We start from the raw sequence: 21,277 nt of genomic DNA on the forward strand, positions 1-21,277 counted from the left end.
CTGCACACGGAGTCCTCTTGAAACGTCCCCCTCACCTGAACGCCACCGAATGGGCCGAATACCAACAACGCCGAGCCGAACTCGACGACCTCGTGGCACAGGTCGCCGACCAGGACGCCCAGATGGAACACGACCTGATCGCCACCCACGACGAGTACGAACTCGGCTTCAGTCAGGAGTCGCAGCCGGTAGTCACCCCCACTGGACGGACGCCTCCACCGCACCGATCTCCCGCCTCCTCCCGCAGGAGGAACCGTGGCCGCTGACGAAGCGAGCACCCCAGACTCCCGCCGCGTTGCCTCGCTCGCACCGCTTCCCGACCACCGCAACGTGAACACCCCGTGGTGGCAGGAGCTGTGGCGTCGCCACGCGCACATCACCACGCCGCTGCGGGCGCGCGGCCTGCAGTGCGACATCGAGTTCGGCCTCAGCGCCTACATCGTGCGCGTCTCTCTCCCCGACGACAGTTACCTGATCATCGGTCCGCCGCAGGAGCCGTCCTCCGAGCGCCCGCCCGGAGACCCCGAGGGCTGGATCGCGACGCGTGAGCACCCCGACGACCCGTCGCTGTTCGAGGTCCTCTACGACTCGGCCCCCTCCGACGACCCCGGCGCTCCCCAGCGGCCCGAAGCCCGCCACGGCGGCAGCGCCCAGCCCCTGATCGAGGCGATCAACCACCGCCTGACCCAGCTCGGACTGCTGCCGCACCCCGTCTTGCCCGGCGAAAGCCCACACGTGCACTCAGCCCAGCCGACGCCCCCGCCCCAGGCCCGTGACGTCCCCGGCACACCCGACGACGCTCCCATCTACGTCTACGGCGACGCGCTGCGCGCTCTGACCGACCGGCTCAACGGAGCGGAGTCGCATGCGGATGCCGCTGCCCTGCTGCACCAGATCCTGGAGCCCACCGACGGCCTGCTGGCGCAACTCGGCGAGTTCTTCGAAGCAGCCGGGGAGAAGGCAAAGGAAGCGGAGGAGGACGACGGCTTCGACCTGTCCTACGACCTCGCCGACGCCGCCGCCGAGATCCGCAACCTCGCAGAGGTCCTGCACGTGACCGAGGACCGGATGCGGGCCCTCACCCCGCTCGCGTCGGCACCGCGACTGCCCTCCAGCCCGGCCCGTACACCGTCCCTTCCCCCGCGAGTGCTCCCGCCGGCACAGCCGCGGCACACGCGCTGACCCGGACCATCGCTTCCCTCCAGGAACACATGACCTCACCCCGCACCGACCTGGCTGCCTTCGCCGCCGGCCTTGCCGCGCGCCTGCCCGGCACCTGGACCAGCGAGTACCAGTGCCACACGCAGTACGCGGATCAGTTCCCCCGTACCGAGCAGCTCTGGGACACCGGTCACGTCGACTATGTCGTCAGCCAGTACGTCCTCACCCACGACGCCGTGCTCCACGGGCCGGCCGACCAGAGGCTGTACGTGGCCGACCGCCCCCGCTATCTGCACCAGTTCGTCGTCGCCCCGCTCGCACCCGACAGCACGCACATCAAGCCCCACCACTTCGCCGGAGTCGCGGAACCCAACGGCATCGCCGTTCCCAAGGACCCCGCACGCGCGGCAGCACGCATCGCCCGGCGGCTGCTGCCCCGATACGAAGAAGCCCTGCAGGCCGTCCTCAACAACGCGGCGCACCAGCCCCAGCCACCGCTCCGGCCCCAACCGCCACAGGTCGACCAGGTCCTCACGCTGACCCTCTACAGCGACGGCGCCCTCGGCGCACCGTACGAGAGCGTGCCGGTGGATGCCCGCATGACCCTGTACACCCACGGCTTCCAGTACCACCCGCACCAAGCAGCGTTTCTCCTGCCCACCGCCTACGGGGACACCGGTCGTGCCCTTCGCGTCCACTCCGTGGTCCAGCAGCTCACGGCCAAGGGCATCGGCGTGAACCTGCGCCACTCGGCGCTCACCACCAGCGCCGCCCTGCTGCCGGCCTCAGCGAAGGCCGTGTCCCTGCTCCGCCGTACGCGCTGACCCCCCTGCCCCTAGATCCTTGGAGTCTCCATCCGCATCGCCCGCCGCACCCTGCCGCTGTTCGTCGGCGCCGCCTGCCTCGCCCTGGCGCTCACCGGTTGTGCCACCGACAACGATGCTGCCGTCGCCAAGCAGACGCCCAGCGCCAGCAGCGCGCCGCAGCCGGCGCCTGCCCTCAGCGCCGCCCAGGCCCGCGCCGTCATCACCCACTACTCGCAGATCAACAACGAGGCCAACGCCGATCGCAACCGCGCCCTGCTCGGCACCATCGAGGACGGCCCGCTGTACGCCATGTCCGTCTCGGACTACGCCGAGACCGAGGGACTTCCCGCGGCCGACCGCACGCCCTACAAGCCCTGGTCCTACGACACCGCCAGCACCAAGCTGTACATCCCGCGCCTGGCCGCCGGACAGGACCGCTGGTTCGCCGCCGCGCTCTCGGACGACAAGGGCAAGGCCCCCTCGCGTCTGGCGGTGTTCGCCGAACGACCCCAGCACAAGCGCTGGGAGATGGTCTCCGTCGTCGACCTTGACAGCCCGAAACTGCCGGACATCGCACTCGACCACGACCGGTACGCGACGGCCGTCGCCGCCGACGGCAACAAGCACCTCGCCGCCGACGTCGGCGTTCTGCGTGCCGCGGTGCTCGACAACTTCGCCACCGGCGGCACGCACACCGGGACGAAGGTCTTCACGCCGACCACGGCGAGCAAGCGGCAGATCGAGGTCCACGACAAGACCGGCACCCGCTACGGGGACCAGGGCACGACCGTCTTCGCCGGCGCCGACAACCGCTACAAGGACGCCTACGCCCTCAAGACCACCGACGGCGGCGCGCTAGTTCTCTTCTCCCACATGCACACGCAGACCGACGCCGTCGCGCACTCCGGCCTGCAGATCAACCCGGGCAAGGAGGACCGGGCCTGGCTCCACGATGTGCCCCGCACCTCCATCAGGTACACGTTCGTGTGCAACGACGCCGCCACCGTCCCCGCGAAGGCTGCCCCGTCCCGCCTGATCGGCTACACCTGCGCCCGCACCGATGCCTCCGGCCCGCCGGTCCCGTCCTGGTCGGACCGCGTGTAGACGCACCCGCGCGCCACCTGATGGCCGCCGAACATTTCCCGCCCCCTGCTTGCTGCGGAGAGCTCCCTGTCCACTCGCTCCTTCATCGCCCGCCCCACCGTCGGCACGGGCTACACCGGCATCCATGTCCAGCTCGACGGCGTGCCCAGCCACCACCTCCCCCTGCTCCTGGCCGCCTACCAGTACAAGTTCGGACGCGACATCAAGGCCATGTGCCGGCACCTCATCGATGACGTCGCCGTCGGCTGGGACGAACTCGGCACCGATCTCCTCGACGATGCCCCGCCCGCACTCGTGACCGCGCTGACCGGCGGCAACCACTGGCCCAGCCGAACCCTCGACCACCTGGTCACCCCGGACGGCTCGCCGCCGGTACGCATGTCGGTCACCGACGAGACCGCCGATGCGCAGGACATGGAGTGGGGGTACGTCCTGCACAAGGAGGGCGTCGAGGTGATCAGCCTCCTGCACGAGGACATCGGCCCCATCGTGAGCTGGGCCATCGACCCGCGCACCGCCTTCAACGACCACCCGGCGGCCTGGTCCTCCCGCGACTCCCCGCCCGCTATCCGGGCATCACGCAGCACGCCGAGTCCGAGCGCTCCTGCCGCAGCCCCGGCAAAGGCCGGCCCCTCGCGCCCCACCGCCCGCCGCTAGCTTTCCCTCCTCTTCCCGGAGCCTTCCCTGCCCCCGCGCACCACGCCCTTGATCACCGTCGTCATCGCCAGCCGCCTGCGCGAAGACCGGCTCGACTACCTGACCGCCATGCACGCGAGCCTGACCCGGCAGTCCGTGCCGTGGGAGGCCGTGATCGCACTCGACGGTGCCTCGCCCGACCGCCTGCCGGCCCCGCTCGCACAAGATGCCCGCGTTCGCACCCTGTCGCTGCCCCGGCCGGTCGGCGCCGCCTGCGCCCGCAACCTGGCCCTGAACCACGTACGCACCCCGTACACCAACTGGGCGGACGATGATGATGAGTTCACCGACGATGCGATGGCTCTACGGCTGAACACCCTGGAGTCCACCGGAGTCGGCTGGTGTGCCGGCTGGAGCGAGGACCAGCACCCCGACGGCTCGACCATTCTGTGGCGCTGCCCCACGCCGCCCGGCCGGCACGAGGCCGGTGACGTGTGGACGTACTGGAAGTCACCGGCGGACACCATCCCCATCGGGCCGACTACGATCCTCGCCCGCACCGACCTCGTGCGCGCCGCGCCGATGGGCGGCCTCGTCCAGGGCGAGGACTACTGCGCGGCCCTCGGCGTCACCGCTCTCGCGCCCGGGATCCTGCTGCCGGTCCCCGTGTACCGATACCGCAAGTGGAACGGGCAGATGACAGCCCAGGTCGGATACGACCAGCTGGAGGTGGCGGCCCGCGAGCACGCCTGGGCGTACGGCCGCAGCCTGCGCGCCGTCCTGCGCGGCGGCGAGGACCTGGTCCGTGACTGAGGCGCAGATCATCCTGGCGCACAGCCGGGAGTCCGGGATCGTCGCCATCGCCTCGGGCGAGCGGTATGCCTGGGCGCACACCGCCCTCGCGGAGAGCGGCTTCCAGCGGGACGACGAGGGCGTCTGGCACCTGCCCCCGGACGGCACCCAGACCACCGTGGTCGACCTGGTCACGTGCGCGAAGCGGCACCGCACCAGCGTGCACACGAGCAGCCGCCGGTTCATCGGCGACGCCGCCCGCGACCTCGCGCGCCTCCTGCCCGGCCAGTGGCACGCCTCGGTCGAGATCTACTCGCACCCCGCCTGGCAGGAAGACCTCGTCCCCTGGATCTGGGACAGCGGCGAACTCGGCCGCGCCGTCCAGAGCGAGCGAATCCCCTACGCCGCGCTCCTCACCGACGCGGTGCAGGGCACCACGCTGCTGTTCATCGAACGCCCCGGCCGTCAACTCGACTACCTGGTAGGGGCCTTCTCGCCCGAGGGGCTGGAAGGGGGCTACGGCGATCCCCACGCCCCGCGCAGCATCGTCTTGCCGCCGTTTGCCGGACGGGCTGCCCAGGCCCTCACCGGCCGGTACCTCCCCGCCTACGAGCAGGCCGTCCACGCCCGCCAGACGGCGGCCATCGCCGCCGTGCTCGGGGACATCCGCTGCGAGCACGACACCTGGCAGGCCATGAACGCCTCCGGCCGCTACAGCGACGCCACCCCGCTGAGCGCCGCCGCTCTCGGCGCCGCGACGGAGTTGTTCCTCGACCACGCCTGGCGCCGTTTCCTGACCGTCGTCGACCACGCCCCGGCGCTGCTGGACCGGTGCCGACCCGCGAGCAGCCCGTGGCCCGACGACGCCGCGGCCCTCTCCCGTCTGGCCGACGCCGTGATCGATGCCGAGACCCTGGTCGACGAGATCGTCCACGGCGGTTTCGTGCCGGAGCAGGAGCGCCGAGCACGCGCGTGGCCGGCCATCGAGACCTGGCTCACTGACGGCGAAACGTTCTTGCGGCAGACCCGCATCAGCGCACCCCACCGCCGCCCGGCTCTGCCCGTCGCCGCGCCGGCCCGCCCCCTCACCGCGGCCCGGCCCGCGCACCGCGGCCCCTGACCTTTCCGCCCCCGCCCCGAGGAGAACACCGCCCCCTTGCAACCCGGCACCCACTTCGCCTTCGGCGACCACGAGGAACACGGCTTCGTGGCCTCCTTCACCGCGTCTATGCCCGCGCACCTCGCCCACTGGTACCTGGAGCGCGAGCAGTTCGAGCCCGTTCCCGGAGAACCCGGCCTGTACCGGCTCAGCGAGCCCGAGCGTGACGGAGTCCGCCGCACCCGCCAAGCCGTCCACGACCTGCGCCGCCACGGCTACACCGTGCAGGCCGACATCCGCCTTGACCCGTCCCTCTCGGCCGGCCCGGCACACCCCGCCCGGCCCCACGGACTCGAGGAGCGCCGCAGCCGTCTCGCCCAGGCCGCCGCCGGCCGGACGACGCAGCGTTCTACACCGCCCACCACCTCCCCGCCTTCGGCCCGGCCGATCCCGCCGAAGCCCATGTACGCTCCGACCGTCCATCTGACGGCCGCGACCGGCGGGCGGTCCCGATGACACCCGCGAGCAGTCCGACCCCCGACGGCCCCTTGCCGACCGCTCCCGAACTGGCCAACGCGGCACGCGACTTCCGTTTGCGGCTGGCGGTCATCGACCGCGAGACCGAGGCCGCGCTCGACATGACACGCGACCGCTACGGCCGTACCGTCCACGCGGGCGCCGCGGCAGCCGCACGAGCCCACCGCGACAAGGCCGCGGTGGAGGCGTACGCCGCCCACCTCGCCCCGCACGCCGAGGCTCTCCTCGATGCCGCCCGCCTGGCGCTCGATGAGCTGCCACCCGCTCGGCACCTGGCCGGGTGGCGGGCCGTCCTGGACGGCCTGGCCGTTTCGGCCGCCGAGATCCGCCGGGCGCTCGACCGGCCAGCCGCACCCGGTTCCCCGGCCGAGCGCGCTCAGCACGCGGCCTTGTGGCCGCACCTGGCCGCCTGGGCGGACCACGGCTCCATCGCCAGCAACCTCGCCGACCAGCAGGGCGGCCAGCACCACAAGGCTCCGCTGACCGACGAGGAACAGCAAATGTGGACCAAGAAGGCCCAGGCCGCGCAAAGGCGCGGCGAGCTGGAGCTGACCGAGTCGTGGTACTCCACCGACGGGCAGCCGATCACCCTCGCCTATTTGGTCGAGGATGACGACTCGACGGTGGTCGCGCTGCGCGGCGATCCGGACGCACCGGGCTGGCAGGTGATCGGGCACTACGCCCACGAGTACGAGGCGGGCAAGGTGCTGCCCGCTCCGGTTCCGCCCGGCGTGCTGCGCGCGGACGTCTCCCGGTTCAACCGCCCGGCACCGGTCCCGGAGGTGTCCCTGCAGGACCTCATCCGCGATGTCGTCGAAGGCCACAGTGCCGGTGACGCCTCCAATGCGCTTCTCAGCGCTGTCCAGCGCGGCTATGACGCCGGACCGATGGTCCGCCTGCAGGAACTCCTGGAGACCAGCGGCCAGTTCGCCAGCGCCCTGGAGACCGTGCAGGGCCGCCAGATCGCCGCCCGCCTGGCAGCGCTGAGCCGGCAGATCGAGTTCCTCACCCGCGAAGTCGAAGAGGCGGCCGAGGACCTCGGCGCGACCGTCGCCGTCCTGCCCCCGCACCGCACCCCCGTGCTGCGCACCCGTCCGCGCCCCGCCGTGGACACCACACCGCCCAAGCCGCCACCCCGCGCCAGCACCACCGCCCGACACCGCTAAGCCCATGTCCCACCTGGTCTTGACGAACACGAGCCCATGGAGCAGTACGCGATCAACCTTGCCCTCGCAAAATACGAGCACGATCGTGAGCTGTCTTGAGCGCCCACGGCCTAGGGGCGGCCATGCCAGCCGCCCCGGAGCAGCGGCTACTGCTGACGCTTACTCACGTGTGACACGGCGGTCATGCCGGCGCCGTAGGTGAAGGCAAGGACCGCACCGCCAGAAGCGACGGCGGTGAGGGCAGGCTGCCCCAGAACAGCGGAGCCGATCCCCGCAACCAGCCCAGCGATGACGGATACCAGCGCAACGACGACAACGTGATACACGCGGTGGTCACAGGTAGAAGTGGTGGCAGACAAGTAGGGCCCTCCCATACTCCGTCGGAGCGCCGTCACCTGAATCAGGGCAGGGTGCAGCCTGCGCTGGATTCACGTCACAGCGTCGCCGCCCAGCGGGCGTCGCGATAGGGAAGCGCCGGCCAGGCGCGCCTATCGCTCCTCGGATGGAGCGCCGTAGCGGTTGGCCATCATCACCGATGCACCATGCCTTTCAAGGATCTCGTCAACCACGTCCATGGTAGCCAACCCCACTGACACCCAGGCAAGTTGGTAGCCGTTTCTTGGGGGCCCAAGCTGCAGCGACTCCCACTCACCTGGTCTTCACGCGCGAAGCCTCGTTGCAGGCACACCTCTCCTGGTGGCCGTGATTCCTGGCCAAGCGTCCCGCCCGCCGCACCGCCCTCGCCGGACACCTCGCCAAGCAGCCGCTCGCCGACCCGGCGCTCCCTGGCACCGGCGCGGCCTTCGCTCTCACCGTCCTTCTCGCCGCGCGCCGACGTCTGGGCCCCGCGGGCAGTCGCGGTGCGGCTGGCGCCGGTGCCTGCTCCGTGGCCGGCATAAGACGCCCTGATCAGGGCGCAACCCCCACCTTGCAACCCCTTTGAGGAGATCGAATTATGGCTGTTCGTACGCACTGGACCGTGGAGCACGCCTGCTCCCACCGCGTGGATCATGACCTGTCCAATCGCCCTGCCGACAAGCGGGCAGGCTTCGCCCGCTGGCTCGCGTCGAAGGACTGCACCGACTGCTGGAAGGCGGCGCGCGACGCCGACACCGGGTCCAAGGAGGAGTGGCTCGCGGCCAAGCGGGCCGAGGAGCAGGAGGCAGCCCTCGCGTGGGCGAAGCAGTTCGACATGCCGCAGTTGGAGGGCCCGGCCAAGGCCCTGGACTGGGGCGACCGCTCCCGCCACCAGCTGATGACATCCGCGCACACCGCGCTCGTCATCGAGGGCACGTGGGACGAGGCGGACTGGGCGGAGCTGGAGGAGAAGGCCCGCGCCATCACCCGTGCCGGATGGTGGATCGACCAGCGCGACGCCGAAGGCACTGACCTGCTCGAACTCCTCGACGCAGCCAGTGAGGCGGACCGCGGGACGGAGAACCCGTTCCACTGACGGCTGGGCAACATAGCCGGATAACGCCGGTTAGCCAAACCGGCATTCCTCCGGACTATTGATGCTCCCACCCCGCCAGCATCTGCGTGGAAGGAACTCATGTCCCAGCTTCCGCCCACCTCGGCGTTCGCATCGACGCCCGACCCGCTCACCCCCGATCGAGACATCACCCACGCCCACTTCCAGGCTGGTGACACTGTCGTCGTCCTGAAGGGGATGGCCGGCGGAGAACTGTGGGGCGATGCGATGCGCGTCGTGGCCCCGTCCTGGCACACCCCGACCGACGAGGACGGCTGGCGGCTGCGTGATGCGACCGGCGGCGCCCAGTCCTACGTCACCGCCCACCCCCGCTACCTCGTGCACCTCTCGCGCCGCTGCCCGGACTGCCTGATCTACCTGCGCGCCATGGAGGATGCCCTCTTTACGCGGTTCGCCGACCGCGACGAGCTGATCGACTGCGGCTGGTACACCACCACCGCCCTGGGCCAGCTCGTGCACATCGCGGACATCCGGAGTGGCCGATGACTTCCCCCACGCACCGTCCCGGCCGTTCCGCCGCGCTCGACAGAGCCAGGGCCCGAGCCACCGCATCTCCGGTCGATTCTTCCTGGCCGCTTCACCTGGCCGAAGACCTCCGCGACATCGAGGCCGACTGGAGAACTTCGGCCGAGGTGTGCGCGGATGCTGCCTGGGCGGCACGGTCGGCCGGCCACAGCGTCCTGGCCCTGCTGTCCCCGCAGGACGTCACCGCAATGGGCCTTGACCCGATCACCGCCCGCACCTTGGCTCATCTGTACCTGAGCGCCCTGCGGTTCGACTTCCGCTGCCCCACCCTCCAACGCCTCGTCGAACAACTCGCGGAAACCGCGCGTCAGCCGCTGGACTGCTACACCCGGGCCTTGTACGCCTTCGCGCTGCTGGGCCAGTCCCGCCCGGAGGGCCTGGCGGTCATGGACGAGGTCCTCGCGGAGGCCGGGCAGCACACCAAGACCCTGCACGTCCTGCTGCACGGGCTGTGGCTCGGCCAGGACCTGGACCAGGGCGCGGAGCGTCTCCTGGCCCTCAGCTCCCGACCGGCCCTCGCCACCGGCAGCGACCCGATCGTCCTCTTCCGCGTGGCGGGTGCGCTGCGCCGGCTGGGCCGGTACGACGAAGGGCTGGGCGCCATCGACAGGGCGATCGACTGTCTCCCTCCGGGGGACACCTCGGTGCACGCCGACCTGGTCCGCGAGCGCTCCCTGCTCTGCACAGCCCGCGACCTTCATCAGCACCGGCCGCCCACCCGCACGTCGAGCGGGGTGCCGTCATGATCCCCCGCCTGCACGCGCGGACCCACTCGCCGCGCGACCCGCTCGCCGAGGCACTCGGGCGGCCCCTTTCCCCGAACGAGGGTCTGACGAAGTACACCATCGTCGCCCACTGGCCGGACCTGGACTACTACACCCCCAACGACGAGCAGAGAACCTGGACATCCGCTCAGTGGGCCGAGCACCTCGAAGATCCCTACCTGGAGCATCCGTTCACTGCCAGTGCGGACGACGACCGACGGGCGATCCTCCATCTCGACATCCGCCTCCACCCGGACGACCGGGAGCTGACCGGTCCCGAGTGGGCCGAAACCGCTCACCGGTTCGCGCGAGCCGCCGGTATCGAGATACCCGGCGCCGCGGAGCACGGCTGGCGGTGGATCGCCGTCCAGGCACAGCCCGGGCGCCTGGACCTGATCGCCAACCTGATCCACCTCGACGGCACCTGGCGCACCCCGCCCTCAGACATACTGCGGCGCCTTGCGGACGAGGCACGCCGCATCGAACAGGACCTCAACTTGATCCCCGCCCGCACCGGACCCGCGACACGCCCCGCTGTCCGTACGGCGCCCACCGCATCCGCGCAGTTCGCGAGCGTCCTTACGCAGCTCGCTGACGAGCAGGCCGGCCCGCTAGCCACGGTCCGCGGACTGATCGAGCACACCGCTCACCGCATCGCCCGCCAGCCCGGAGCCGCCAGCACCAACTCAGCACACGGTCTGGAGCTGATCGCCCGCCGGCTCCACGCGATCCAGCAGGACCTGGACACCACCGCGGCCCACCTGGTCCGCCGGTCCCGGATCGCCGCCGCACCGCCCGTAGCCCGGCACACCGCCCACAGATCTCCGTAGGAGTAACGCCTTCTTGCCCCATACCGGCCGCTTCATGGACATCCGCCGCGACTCGGGCTCCAGCGAACTCCTCGCGCGCGGCGGCGACTTGGAGGCACACAGCATTCTCCAGCGCGCGGGATTCATCGCCGTCGTCCGCCTCCACGAGACCTACCACCGCGCCCCCGCCGGCCTCACCGAGGACGACGAGTCCCGTCTCGCCACCGATGCCGTAGCGCACCTGCGGGCTGCCGGGTACCACGTCGACTGCGACGAACCTTTCGACACCGACGCCCGCCCCGCGCGCTATCCCACGCTCGATACCTCGGTCTCCCACCTCGCCGAACGCCTGCGCGAAGCCACCGACACCGCCGAGGCAGCCGACATCCTCACCGAACTCACCGCGCCCCACGACGGCATCCTCGCCGGGTTGGAGGAAACCCTCGGCGCTCTGGCGGAGTTCTTCGACGGACTCGGCAACGCGACCGATCCGCACACCGCCCGGCGCCTGCGCTACCTCGCCGACGAATACGTCCGCGTCATCCACTCCGACCTCGCGTACACCCGCGAACGGCTGGCCGACCGGCACGCCCCTCACCCCGGCCGCCGCCCCTGCGCCGAGCAGGTGCCCGACCACGAGACCGAACGCTCCGCCGTGTGCGCCTGCCCACCCCCGCCGCGTGCACTGCCGGCCCCGGCACCGCCGCCCGTCGGTGCCGCCCGCCTGCGCCGCTGAGCCCCTGCAACTGCCCAAGGACACCATGCACGACCACGACACCTCCGAGCACCTCGCCTCGTACGCCGACGTCCTCGCCGGTGAACTCCCCGATACCTGGACCAGCACGCACCTGACAGCCGACGCCAAAGACGACCTCGCCGAACTCGCCGACCGGATCTGGGACCTGGACCTGGTCGCCGCCTCCCTCGCCGAGCACCCGCTGACGCAGGCAGCCGTCCTCAGCCGCCCCGACGGCGCCCAGCTCGTCCTCCTGGACCGGCACGACGGACGCGACGGCTTCCTTCTCGCCGCCGTCGCCCCGCGCGCCCTGCCCGACGAGGCGTACCGGGCTGTCCCTGAGCCCAACGGCGTCGCCCTGGCAGACGACCCGTTCCTGAGTGCCGAGCAGGTCGCTGGCGATCTGCTCGCCCGCTACGACCGTGCGCTCGCACAGGTCCGGCACAACGCCCTGGGTGGCATCCAGCCCTCCCAGCCGGACCGGATCGTCCTGACCTGGCAGCCGGACGGCAGCGTCGCCACCGCCCCCGCCGACGACCGGGCCGGCACGATCCTCGTCGCCCACGGCTTTATCCAGGACCCGCAGAGCGGCATCTACCGCCTGGGTGGTGACGACACCCAGGTCCAGGCCCGCGCCCTGCGCGAGATCGGCCCGCGCCTCGACGCGCTCGGCATCGGTACCGCCCTCCAGCACCCCGCCGGACGGACCGCGCCTACCTCAGCCCCGGCATCCATGCCGCCGACCCCGTCCGGCACCCGTACGGCCTCCGCCAGGACTCGATGAACCAGGCGGAGGCCGACCTGGGCATCCCCTCCCTGCTCCTGACCGGTCATGACGTCAAGTGCACGCCCGGCGTCTTCGACGAAGCCACCTACCGGCGGGCCATGCACGGCCTCCGCACCAGAGCGGCCCGTCCCGCAGCGCAGCAACCGGCACCGGACGGCTCCCCGTCGCACTCCGCACCGGCCCGCCGTACCCCGTAAGACGCCCGAGCGGCCCCGGCACCACGCCGGGGCCGCCCAGCACACCGCCCGACTCCCGGAGAAACCCGTAGCACCCCGCACACCCCCACCGATCAGCAACCGGCTCAAGCCCCGGCTCGCCACAGCCCTGTTCCGCCGCTATCTGCGCGCTTGCATACCGACCGGTCCCGACCACACCTCCCCGCTGACCGGCGCCCGCCCGGAGGGCGTCCTCACCGAGTCACAGCGCGTCGGGCAGCGCCACCACCACTGACCGTTCACCGCCCCGGAGGAGCATGTCCCACCCCGCCCCCTATCCGGTGAGACTGGCCGACGAGATCACCCGCCAGCTCGGCCAGCTCGCCGACCACCTCTCGCAGCTTCCCCCGCCCCAGGCCGCGCAGGTCATCGCCCGCGTTCTCGACCCGGACGCCGGAGTCCTCGGCGGCGTCACTCACCTCGTCGCCACCGGAAGCGTGTTCGCCAAGGACCAGGCAGAGCGCGGCGCGCTCCCCGCGGAGGTGTGGCTCGCTCTGGGCCGTGCCTCGAACGAACTGCACGACATCACCCTCGACCTGGACGAACACAAGGACGCCCTGGCGCACGTCAGCACCCAGCCCGCCACCACCGAGGCGAAGCGCCCAGTGCCCGCACCGCTCGTGGTCCGGCGGCGCCGGTGAAGAAGAAGCAGTGGCAGGGCTGGGGGCCCGGCGAGCAGGCCGAGCAGCACTACCTCGTCCAGCCCCGTGCACTGGCAGGCGGCGGCGACGTCCGGCACGTCTCGGAGTTCCTGTGTGCCTCGGGCTGGCGGGACAAGTCCAAGACCGGCGGCCCCTTGTTCATGGAGAGCCCGGACCGGACCGTCCGCGTCGCCTACGACCCTTACGTCCTTCCCGGCGGCTGGACCATCCACGGCCGGGCAGACGGGGCCAGCGGCGAGTGGTCGGCGCACCTGGGCCGTCAGGCCCCGGTGGAGATCGTCGCCGGCCTGACCGACGCCCTCACCCGTCCCCGCTCCGCACACGCCCCCAACGTCTGGGCTCCGCTGCAGGAGCAGAACTGGCACACGCGTTTCGAGGGCGAGCACTACGTGGCGACCAGCCCCGATGGCACCGCCTGGATGCAGTACCGCCAGAACCCCGACGGCACGGCGATGTGGTGGACCGGAGCGCAGGACAAACAGGGCAACGGCTGGACGGCCCACTTCACGCCGAACAGCCCGATGCACCTCGTGCAAGCCTTCTCCACCGAACTCGCTAGCCCCGACCCCGTGATGCGCCCACGCGGACGCGTCCCGCACAGCGCGCAGATCCGCACCTGGTCGGTATCCGTCGAGCCCTCCCAGCTCAGCGCCTGGCAGCAGGCCCGCATCACGGCCGCCCGGGCCGCCACCTGGGCCCGCAACAGCGCCCGAAGCACCAGACCGCGCACCACCGCCCGCGCCCACGCCGCCGCCGACGGCGCACGAACCCGCCGCTGACCACGACACCCACCACCCCGAGGAGCCCGATGCCCGCACTCACCCCGGACACCATCCGCGCCGCGACCGACACCCTGTGCCGTCTCACCGAATACCTGCGCGAGAACCCCGACCCCAAGGAGGCGCTCGCTCTCGTCGAGCCCCTCCTCGACGAATACACCGGCCTGCCCATCCAGCTCGGTGACACCCTGCGCGCCCTCGCCCGCGCCGTACAGAGCCACCCGAACACACCGCGCAGCGAGAAGATCAGTGATCTGGTCACCGAGCTGCGTACCGCGGCGTGGGTGCAGACCGACCAGTACATGCTCCACTACGTCCTGGACGAGCTGCGCAAGGTGATCGGCAGCGCCGCCGCGAGTGAGCCGGGGTGCGGTCGGTGCCGCTGAGCGAACGGCAGCTCGCCGGGTTCGCCGACAAGCACGCCTGGCGGATCCCCTTCGACACCAGCCCCCGCCATCTCGCCGGCCCCGGGGATGCCCGCCACGTCACCCACGGCCTGGCCGCCGCCGGATGGAGCGCCGTCTCCGACCCTTTGAGTGCCGAGATCGTCCTGCGCAGTCCCGACCTTCGCCACAGCCTCCAGTTCGACCCGCAGTCCACCACCTCCGCATGGTGGCGGCTGCGGGCCGAGCCCACCGACACCGAGCCCGGCTGGTACGCCGAGTTCGGTGAACTCGTGCCCGCCGAGGTCCTCGCCGGCTTCACCGATGCCCTCATCGCCCCGCCGCCACAACAGCCAGACCCGTGGCAGCCGGTGACCTCGGCGGGCTGGCACCGCGACGCAGACGGTACGGCGCGCTCGCCGGACTCCATGTGCCACATCGAACTGCGCCCATTGAGTGAATTCAGTGGCCGGTCGTCCTGGCACGTTGAGACCTGCGAGCCCGGCGACGGGCAGTTCCCCGGCCCGCGCATCTGGCACGCCTACTTCGACGAGGACGTCCCCGCCCACCATGTCGGATCGTTCCTCACCGCGCTGGCCGACCGCAGCCCGCTCCAGCGCGGCATGTACGACCGCACCGGCCACTACAGCGCCGTGCAGGAGCCCAGCCCGCTGCGCCCACAGCAGGTGGTCGACGCCCACACCGCCCGTATCGAGTCGCTCCGTGCCCGGGCACGCTCCGCCCGCAGGCAGCAGACGAAACCCGCACCGACCCCGGCAAAGGCCCACACCGCCCAGCCGGCCGCCCGCCGCTGAACCGACAGGACCCCTTTCCCATTTCCGCCGATCACCGCGCACACCGCGCCCTCCTCCGTCACCTCGACCATTACGTGAGCGACAGCAAGAAGATCCTCGACGCCTGGGACGCCTACTCCGACGAGCACACCGACCTCGACGGATGGCCCTACGACGACCACGCCTACGGCCTGCGCGCCAGCCAGCGCGACGCCGACACCGCCGAGGCATTCGAGCCGCTCCGGTACGGCGCCCGTCACCTGCTGGCCACGGCCGAAACGCAACTGGCCCAGCTCCCGGAGACCAACGTGCAGAGCCGCTGGGTCTACCAGCTGGGCGTCCTGCGCGACGCCCTCGACCGACTCGACGAACTGCACGAGCAATGGCTGCTCACCCGCGACGCCCTCCCCGCCACCGCCAAGCCCGGCACCCCGGACTTCGACGACGCACTCGCCGCACATCACGCCGAATCGTGGAGCTACCTCGACGACTGGGCCACCCACGGCAAGGCGCTCCGCGAGATCAACACGGCCGCCCGCAAAGCCCCTTCACCCCTGGCCCCCACACCGACACCGGCCCCGGCCACCGCGCCAGACCGGCGAGCTACGGCACGGAAGTGAGCACGCCCCCGACTCCCGAGACCGTCGAGGTCGACTTCATCAGGCCGCGCCACCTGGTCGGCGGCGGTGCCCCCGCCTGGATCACCGTCTCCCTGCACCGCGCCTGCGGCTGGAGCCACGGCAACGACCCCCTGATACCCCGCGTCCTGCTCTCCAGCCCGGACCAGGAGACCCTCCTGCGCCTGGAACCCGATCCCGACGGACAGTGGTGGACCCTCAACCATGCAGCGGAGCCGGACCGGCCCGCCTGGTACGCGAGTTTCGGCGCCCGCACCCCGGTCGAACTCATCGCCGCCTTCGGCGACGTCCCGCCGGCAACTCCAGGCCCGCCGCGCCCGCCGCCGGCCAGGAACAGCCGCAGCCGCTGAATGCCCCGCCCCGCCCGGAAGGCACGTAACTCTTTGCCCCCCACCTCCTCCAACAGTTCCACCGACGGGTACGACATCGTCCTGCGCCTCCTGATCGGAGTCGCAGCCGTCGTCGTCCCCCTGTCCCACCTCGCCTGGCTGTCCGGCAACATCACCGCCTACCTCACCGGAGGCGGCTGGGCGCCGTACCAGCCGACCACCGCCCTGCTCCACCCCCAGCGCCTCTGGCCCCACGCGGGAGAAACACCCCTGCTGATCGGGGCACGCATCGTTCCCGTTCTCCTCCTCCTGGCCCTCGGGACAACAGCGGGCATCCTGTGGGCCCGGCACAAGAACCGCAGCGGCGGCCGGAAGAAGAAGATCACCGGCATGGCCAAGGCCCGGGACATCGAACCGATGATGGCCAAGGCGATCACCGACAAGGCCCGCTCCCTGCGCCCGAGCCTGAAGGACGCCAAGCACATCGAGGCCCGCGACACCGGCATCCTCCTCGGCAACCTGCAGGGCACCAAGCAGGAGATCCGCATGGGCTACGAGGACGTGGCCGTCGCCATCATGGCGCCCCGCTCGGGCAAGACCACCTCGCTCGCGATCCCCTCCATCCTCGCCGCGCCCGGCCCGGTCCTGCTGACCTCGAACAAGGCCGCCGGCGATGCGTTCACCGCCACCTACGACGCCCGCGCCGCCGTGGGACGGGTGTGGTCGATGGACCCGCAGCAGATCGCGCACGCCGCACGCGAGATGTGGTGGAATCCCTTGGCGGACGCCAAAACCCTCGACGGCGCCGGGCGGCTGGCCGGCCACTTCCTCGCCGCCTCCGTGGACGCCTCCCAACAGGGCGACTTCTGGTCCAAGGCCGGATCCAACATCCTCGCGCAGCTCTTCCTCGCCGCGGCCCTGGACGAGCGGCCGATCACCGACGTCATGCAGTGGCTGGCCTTCCCCGCCGACCGCACCCCGCTCGACATCCTCCGCGACCACGGATTCACCGCCATCGCCGCCCAACTCAAGGGCACCGTGGAAGGACCGCCGGAAACCAGGGACGGCATCTACGAGACCGCCCGCCAGTACGCCGCCGCGCTGCTCAACAGCGAGATCGCCGCCTGGGTCACCCCGCAGAAGAACGTCCCCGAGTTCAGGCCGTCCGAGTTCGTCACCTCCACCGACACCCTCTTCCTGCTCAGCAAGGACGGCGGAGGCGGAGCCTCGGCGCTGATCGCGGCGTGCGCCGACTCGGTGATGCGGGCCGCGACCGCCCAGGCCGAACGAGCCGGAGGACGCCTCGACCCGCCCATGCTCGCGATCCTCGACGAGGCCGCCAACGTGTGCAAGATCTCGGACCTTCCGGACCTGTACTCGCACCTCGGGTCGCGCGGCATCATCCCGATCACGATCCTGCAGTCCTACCGCCAGGGCCAGAAGGTCTGGGGGGACGCCGGCATGGACGCCATGTGGTCCGCCTCTACCGTCAAGGTCATCGGCTCCGGTATCGACGACCCCGACTTCGCGGACAAGCTGTCCCGCCTGATCGGCGACCACGACGTCGAGACCACCTCGACCTCGCACTCCGAGTCCGGCAAGTCGACCTCGGTGTCGATGCGACAGCAGCGGATCCTTCCCGCCGACGAGATCCGCGCCCTGCCCAAGGGCACGGCCCTCTGCTTCGCCACCGGTCTGCGCGCCGCCATGCTCGACCTGCGCCCGTGGTACCAAGAGCCCGGCGCAGCAGAACTGTCCGCGGCGTCCGACCGCGCATCCAAGGCGATCACCGCCCGGGCCATCGCCAAGCACGCACCGGTCCAGTCCGATTTCGGGCCCGCCGCGTGAGCGAATCGCGCCTGCACCTGGTGCCCGTCCGCTCTCGGGACGCCAAGGAGTTCGTCCGCCTCTGGCACCGGCACCACCCGCCGCCCGCCGGACAGATCTTCTCCCTCGGTGCCGCCGACGAGGCCAACATCCTGCGCGCCGTGGCCATGGTCGGCCGCCCTGTCGCCCGCCACTTGGACGACGGCACCACCCTCGAAGTCACCCGCACCGCCTGACGGCACACGCAACGCCAACTCCCTGCTCTACGGAGCTGCTTGGAGAGCGGCCAAAGCGCTCGGATACCGGCGGCTGATCACCTATACGCAGGCAGGGGAGAGCGGAGCCTCGCTGCGCGGCGCGGGGTGGCGCGTCCTGGCCCACCGTCCTCCAAGGCCGGGCTGGCACACGCCGTCCCGGCCGCGGACGGACCGCGGAACCTCGCAGATCGCTCGCACACTGTGGCAAGCGCCCTGACAGGACACGCTCATCGGCACCTATGCATCCCACGAACGCGACGACATGACGTCCGTCAGCAGCGCTGGACGCGGTCATCGCCGGCGGCCGTCCCGCTCAGCAAGCGGGGTACCACCACGTGCAGGCTCGCCGGGCCCGCTGAAACAGCCGCCAGATCCCGTTTCCCCGATCCCCTGGACCACCGTGTCTCTTTTGGACTTCCCCGATGTGTTCATCGGGTCCACCGACGACGGGCACACCTTCATCGTCATCAACCGCCGCATCCGCGATGCCGACCGGCTGCTGACCGAGGCCGGGTTCCTCGCCCGGGAGCACCTCGGCCGCACGCTCTACCTGCTGCCGCCGGGCACTGCCCAGGACGCGCACGAGCGTGCCGGGATCGCGATGTACGGGCTCCTGGCCCACACCCACGACCTGGTCGATCTCTGCTGGACGACCCGCTGGAGCCCCGACAGTGCCGTCGCCGATCCGGAGATGCGCTTCCACTTCAGTGCCGGCACCGTGGCGGTGACGGCCAGGACCGCCGCCGCCCGTTCCCTCCTGGAGCAGCACGGCTTCACCCCGGTGGCGAACGGCTCTTCCTATCGCCCGCCGGACGGGCTGGACGAGCGCGGCCTGCTCGGCGCCGTGACAGCTGCCGAAACCCACGCCTACACCCACGGTCTCGGTGTCCGCGTCGACCTCGGCATCCCCACGCCGGCCGACATCCCTCCCGCTCCCCGCCGCCCGTCAGCTGCCGCCCCCCGCACGCCGACCACGCCTTCGACCCGTCGTCGCACCCGCTGACCCCACGCGGGTGCGGTCGGGTGTGAACGATCGCCGAGCTGCGGCCAAGGGCACGCGGCGGTACACACCTTCGCACTCCAGCCGTTGACCGCTATCCCTCTTGGAGTCTTGCCACGTCACCCAACACCCCGAGCGCGCATGACCTCGCCTGCGCGCTTGCGGACCAGATCCGCCCCGGCGCTGCTCCCCGTGATGTGACCGTCAGCTTCAGCGTCCGCCGACAGGCAGCAGCCAAGTATGACCACGGCTCCTGCGGCGGCCCGGTGACGGTCTTCGCCCAAGCACTGCACGCCCGCCTCTACGGCCTTCCCACGGACGACGATCCGCTGCCCACCGCCCTGGACGCGCTGCTGCAGGCCACACACATCGCGACCGCCCCCGAGCAGCAAACCGCGATCCTGCAACAGCTCGCCGAGCAGCTGCGCAACGCCATCGAGATCATCCAGCGCTACCAGTACCAGGCCCAATGGGACCGGCTCCCCGACACCGTCGCCGAGCAGCTCCGGGATGCCCGCGACCAGGCCCAGCAGGTCGCCAAGACCCTCGACGCCGTCGCCCCCGCCTTCAGCAGCCAGCCCGCCGCGCCCCTGCCGCCTGCCGCGCAACCGGCCCGCACCGCCAGACCACCCGCGCTCACGACTCCACCGGCCGGGCGCCGCCGCTGACCTCCGGCGACAGCCCACCCGCCGGGAAAGGCACCAACCTGGCCACCGCCGATCGCCTCCACACCCGCCTCACCCAAGAACGGTGCGCGCTGGGCGTGTTCGTCCCCGCCGGCCTGCACCCGGCAACCGCACAGCGCCAGCACCTCGACCAGCTCGCGCAGGCAGGTGCCGACCTGTTTGAGGTCGGCCTGCCCACCGAAGCCGCCCTCGACGGCCCCGTCATTCAGGCCGCCTACCACCGCGCCCTGCGCAGCGGAAACGCCCTCGACCACGCCGTGCGCGCCGTCGAACATGCCGCCAGCCTCCGGCCGACCGTTGTCATGACCTACTGGGAGCCCGTGAGCCGCCACGGGACCGCGTACGTGGCCCGCCTGTTCGCCGACGCCGGCGCCGCCGGCGTGATGATCGTCGACCTGCCCGCCCACCAAGCGGTCCGCTGGCACGAAATCGCACGGGAGACGGGCCTTCGCACCCCGCGCCTCATCCCGCGCACCACCCCTGAGCCCCTGCTCCCGGCCGCGGTCGCCGGCGCGTCCGGATGGCTGTACGCACCCGCCAGCATGGCCCCCACCGGCTACCGAGGGCCGCTGGACATCCCGGCGCTCGCCGGCTTCACCCAGCGCCTGCGTGCCGCGAGCCCGCTGCCCGTGGTGTCGGGAGTGGGGATCTCCACCCCGGCCCTCGCCGCGCGCGTCGCTCCGCTGGTGGACGCCGTCGTCATCGGCACCCCCGTCGTCCGCGCCCTGGCCACCGATCCTGCCCAAGCCCCGGACGTGACGGCCGCGTTCGCCCAGGCCCTGCGCCCGCCCACTCTCACGGAGACCCGTGCCTGATCGCTCCGCCCCGACCGAGGCCCTCGACCGGATCGTGGCCGACGCCCTTGTCCTGCACCGAGCCCTGCGCACCAACACCATCGGCCACGCGAACGCGCTGGCCGCGCGGATCACCGACGCCCAAGCCCTCGCCGGCGCCGCCCTGCGGCTGTTCCTCGACCTCGCCCAGCACACGCCGCACACCACGTCCGGGGAGCTGCTGCTCCTCGACCACATCGCGCAGATCGCCAAGGCCGCCCAGGACGCAAGCGCCGAACTGACCGCAGCCCTCGCCCGCGCCGTGGAGAACCAACGCCGCCGAGCCAACGCCACGAAGGGGCCGGCCATCCTCATCCGCCCCTCACCACAGCAGTTCATCGAGTCGGCCACCGACCTCCTCGACCGCATCCCCACCCTCCACCACGCCATACACCGCGACCGGCTAATCCCGCCCAGCCGGCTGACGCACCAGCCTCATTGAGGGCGCGCCCCCATTTCC

Annotated in this window: 28 protein-coding genes and 1 pseudogene; all 29 read left to right on the forward strand. The window is 71.5% G+C overall.

Annotated elements, in window-relative coordinates:
• Window positions 1-17 precede the first annotated feature (17 nt).
• The 29 genes and pseudogenes from AB0G56_RS07465 to AB0G56_RS07605 all read left to right on the forward strand — a co-directional run bounded on the left by AB0G56_RS07465 (window position 18) and on the right by AB0G56_RS07605 (window position 21,259).
• On the forward strand, window positions 18-266 hold the full coding sequence (locus AB0G56_RS07465) for a hypothetical protein (protein WP_360965037.1): 249 nt from the start codon (window positions 18-20) through the stop codon (window positions 264-266).
• The gene (locus AB0G56_RS07470) at window positions 256-1,182 is read left to right on the forward strand and encodes a hypothetical protein (RefSeq protein WP_360965040.1); all 927 of its coding nucleotides are present in this window, start codon (window positions 256-258) and stop codon (window positions 1,180-1,182) included. The genes AB0G56_RS07465 and AB0G56_RS07470 overlap by 11 nt, the downstream gene beginning before the upstream one ends.
• 29 nt (window positions 1,183-1,211) lie before the next feature.
• Window positions 1,212-1,985 carry a hypothetical protein gene (locus tag AB0G56_RS07475; protein ID WP_360965043.1) on the forward strand — a complete coding sequence of 258 codons (774 nt, stop codon included), beginning with the start codon at window positions 1,212-1,214 and terminating at the stop codon, window positions 1,983-1,985.
• A gap of 291 nt (window positions 1,986-2,276) precedes the next feature.
• Window positions 2,277-3,071 carry a hypothetical protein gene (locus AB0G56_RS07480; RefSeq protein WP_360965046.1) on the forward strand — a complete coding sequence of 265 codons (795 nt, stop codon included), beginning with the start codon at window positions 2,277-2,279 and terminating at the stop codon, window positions 3,069-3,071.
• 141 nt (window positions 3,072-3,212) lie between these two features.
• Window positions 3,213-3,728: a hypothetical protein gene (locus tag AB0G56_RS07485; RefSeq protein WP_360965049.1), complete on the forward strand. Its 516-nt coding sequence runs from the start codon at window positions 3,213-3,215 to the stop codon at window positions 3,726-3,728.
• A 48-nt stretch (window positions 3,729-3,776) separates the two neighbouring features.
• A complete protein-coding gene (locus AB0G56_RS07490; RefSeq protein WP_360965052.1) occupies window positions 3,777-4,520 on the forward strand; it encodes a glycosyltransferase in 744 nt (247 codons plus the stop codon).
• The gene (locus AB0G56_RS07495) at window positions 4,513-5,619 is read left to right on the forward strand and encodes a hypothetical protein (RefSeq protein WP_360965054.1); all 1,107 of its coding nucleotides are present in this window, start codon (window positions 4,513-4,515) and stop codon (window positions 5,617-5,619) included. The genes AB0G56_RS07490 and AB0G56_RS07495 overlap by 8 nt, the downstream gene beginning before the upstream one ends.
• Before the next feature lie 36 nt (window positions 5,620-5,655).
• On the forward strand, window positions 5,656-6,114 hold the full coding sequence (locus AB0G56_RS07500; RefSeq protein ID WP_360965057.1) for a hypothetical protein: 459 nt from the start codon (window positions 5,656-5,658) through the stop codon (window positions 6,112-6,114).
• Window positions 6,111-7,301, forward strand: a complete 1,191-nt coding sequence (locus AB0G56_RS07505) for a hypothetical protein (RefSeq protein WP_360965060.1) — start codon at window positions 6,111-6,113, stop codon at window positions 7,299-7,301. Before AB0G56_RS07500 ends, AB0G56_RS07505 begins: the two co-directional genes overlap by 4 nt.
• A gap of 955 nt (window positions 7,302-8,256) precedes the next feature.
• Window positions 8,257-8,754, forward strand: coding sequence for a hypothetical protein (locus AB0G56_RS07510; protein ID WP_360965063.1), 498 nt, complete (start codon window positions 8,257-8,259; stop codon window positions 8,752-8,754).
• A 99-nt stretch (window positions 8,755-8,853) separates the two neighbouring features.
• Entirely contained in the window at window positions 8,854-9,279 is a 426-nt protein-coding gene (locus AB0G56_RS07515) for a hypothetical protein (protein WP_360965066.1), read from the forward strand.
• Window positions 9,276-10,064 carry a hypothetical protein gene (locus AB0G56_RS07520; protein WP_061915796.1) on the forward strand — a complete coding sequence of 263 codons (789 nt, stop codon included), beginning with the start codon at window positions 9,276-9,278 and terminating at the stop codon, window positions 10,062-10,064. Before AB0G56_RS07515 ends, AB0G56_RS07520 begins: the two co-directional genes overlap by 4 nt.
• Window positions 10,061-10,912 carry a relaxase/mobilization nuclease gene (locus AB0G56_RS07525; RefSeq protein ID WP_360965069.1) on the forward strand — a complete coding sequence of 284 codons (852 nt, stop codon included), beginning with the start codon at window positions 10,061-10,063 and terminating at the stop codon, window positions 10,910-10,912. The genes AB0G56_RS07520 and AB0G56_RS07525 overlap by 4 nt, the downstream gene beginning before the upstream one ends.
• 13 nt (window positions 10,913-10,925) lie before the next feature.
• Entirely contained in the window at window positions 10,926-11,627 is a 702-nt protein-coding gene (locus AB0G56_RS07530; RefSeq protein WP_360965072.1) for a hypothetical protein, read from the forward strand.
• A gap of 25 nt (window positions 11,628-11,652) precedes the next feature.
• The gene (locus tag AB0G56_RS07535) at window positions 11,653-12,411 is read left to right on the forward strand and encodes a hypothetical protein (protein ID WP_360965075.1); all 759 of its coding nucleotides are present in this window, start codon (window positions 11,653-11,655) and stop codon (window positions 12,409-12,411) included.
• Window positions 12,408-12,611 (forward strand): hypothetical protein, encoded by a 204-nt coding sequence (locus AB0G56_RS07540; RefSeq protein ID WP_360965078.1) that lies wholly within the window; start codon window positions 12,408-12,410, stop codon window positions 12,609-12,611. Before AB0G56_RS07535 ends, AB0G56_RS07540 begins: the two co-directional genes overlap by 4 nt.
• Before the next feature lie 275 nt (window positions 12,612-12,886).
• Window positions 12,887-13,270: a hypothetical protein gene (locus tag AB0G56_RS07545; RefSeq protein ID WP_061915785.1), complete on the forward strand. Its 384-nt coding sequence runs from the start codon at window positions 12,887-12,889 to the stop codon at window positions 13,268-13,270.
• Window positions 13,267-14,070 (forward strand): DUF317 domain-containing protein, encoded by an 804-nt coding sequence (locus tag AB0G56_RS07550; RefSeq protein WP_360965081.1) that lies wholly within the window; start codon window positions 13,267-13,269, stop codon window positions 14,068-14,070. Before AB0G56_RS07545 ends, AB0G56_RS07550 begins: the two co-directional genes overlap by 4 nt.
• A 29-nt stretch (window positions 14,071-14,099) precedes the next feature.
• Window positions 14,100-14,456 (forward strand): hypothetical protein, encoded by a 357-nt coding sequence (locus tag AB0G56_RS07555; RefSeq protein WP_360965084.1) that lies wholly within the window; start codon window positions 14,100-14,102, stop codon window positions 14,454-14,456.
• The gene (locus AB0G56_RS07560; RefSeq protein WP_360965087.1) at window positions 14,447-15,268 is read left to right on the forward strand and encodes a DUF317 domain-containing protein; all 822 of its coding nucleotides are present in this window, start codon (window positions 14,447-14,449) and stop codon (window positions 15,266-15,268) included. Before AB0G56_RS07555 ends, AB0G56_RS07560 begins: the two co-directional genes overlap by 10 nt.
• Before the next feature lie 74 nt (window positions 15,269-15,342).
• Complete coding sequence (locus AB0G56_RS07565; protein ID WP_360965090.1) at window positions 15,343-15,867, forward strand: hypothetical protein; 525 nt, start codon at window positions 15,343-15,345, stop codon at window positions 15,865-15,867.
• Window positions 15,864-16,163, forward strand: a pseudogene (locus AB0G56_RS07570) (DUF317 domain-containing protein); the annotation flags it as partial. The gene AB0G56_RS07565 and the pseudogene AB0G56_RS07570, both read left to right, overlap by 4 nt.
• 105 nt (window positions 16,164-16,268) lie before the next feature.
• Window positions 16,269-18,062, forward strand: coding sequence for a TraM recognition domain-containing protein (locus AB0G56_RS07575; protein WP_360965093.1), 1,794 nt, complete (start codon window positions 16,269-16,271; stop codon window positions 18,060-18,062).
• Window positions 18,059-18,277: an XF1762 family protein gene (locus AB0G56_RS07580; protein ID WP_360965095.1), complete on the forward strand. Its 219-nt coding sequence runs from the start codon at window positions 18,059-18,061 to the stop codon at window positions 18,275-18,277. Before AB0G56_RS07575 ends, AB0G56_RS07580 begins: the two co-directional genes overlap by 4 nt.
• Window positions 18,171-18,515 (forward strand): XF1762 family protein, encoded by a 345-nt coding sequence (locus tag AB0G56_RS07585; protein ID WP_360965098.1) that lies wholly within the window; start codon window positions 18,171-18,173, stop codon window positions 18,513-18,515. Before AB0G56_RS07580 ends, AB0G56_RS07585 begins: the two co-directional genes overlap by 107 nt.
• 183 nt (window positions 18,516-18,698) lie before the next feature.
• Window positions 18,699-19,301 carry a hypothetical protein gene (locus AB0G56_RS07590; protein ID WP_360965101.1) on the forward strand — a complete coding sequence of 201 codons (603 nt, stop codon included), beginning with the start codon at window positions 18,699-18,701 and terminating at the stop codon, window positions 19,299-19,301.
• Window positions 19,302-19,495: 194 nt separating this feature from the next.
• Complete coding sequence (locus AB0G56_RS07595) at window positions 19,496-19,966, forward strand: hypothetical protein (RefSeq protein ID WP_360965104.1); 471 nt, start codon at window positions 19,496-19,498, stop codon at window positions 19,964-19,966.
• Between the two features lie 38 nt (window positions 19,967-20,004).
• Complete coding sequence (gene trpA / locus AB0G56_RS07600; RefSeq protein WP_360965240.1) at window positions 20,005-20,799, forward strand: tryptophan synthase subunit alpha; 795 nt, start codon at window positions 20,005-20,007, stop codon at window positions 20,797-20,799.
• Window positions 20,792-21,259: a hypothetical protein gene (locus AB0G56_RS07605; RefSeq protein WP_360965107.1), complete on the forward strand. Its 468-nt coding sequence runs from the start codon at window positions 20,792-20,794 to the stop codon at window positions 21,257-21,259. Before trpA ends, AB0G56_RS07605 begins: the two co-directional genes overlap by 8 nt.
• Window positions 21,260-21,277: the final 18 nt, after the last annotated feature.

It is taken from the genome of Streptomyces sp. NPDC021356 (assembly GCF_040641015.1).
In the GTDB taxonomy this organism is placed as follows: Bacteria; Actinomycetota; Actinomycetes; order Streptomycetales; family Streptomycetaceae; genus Streptomyces.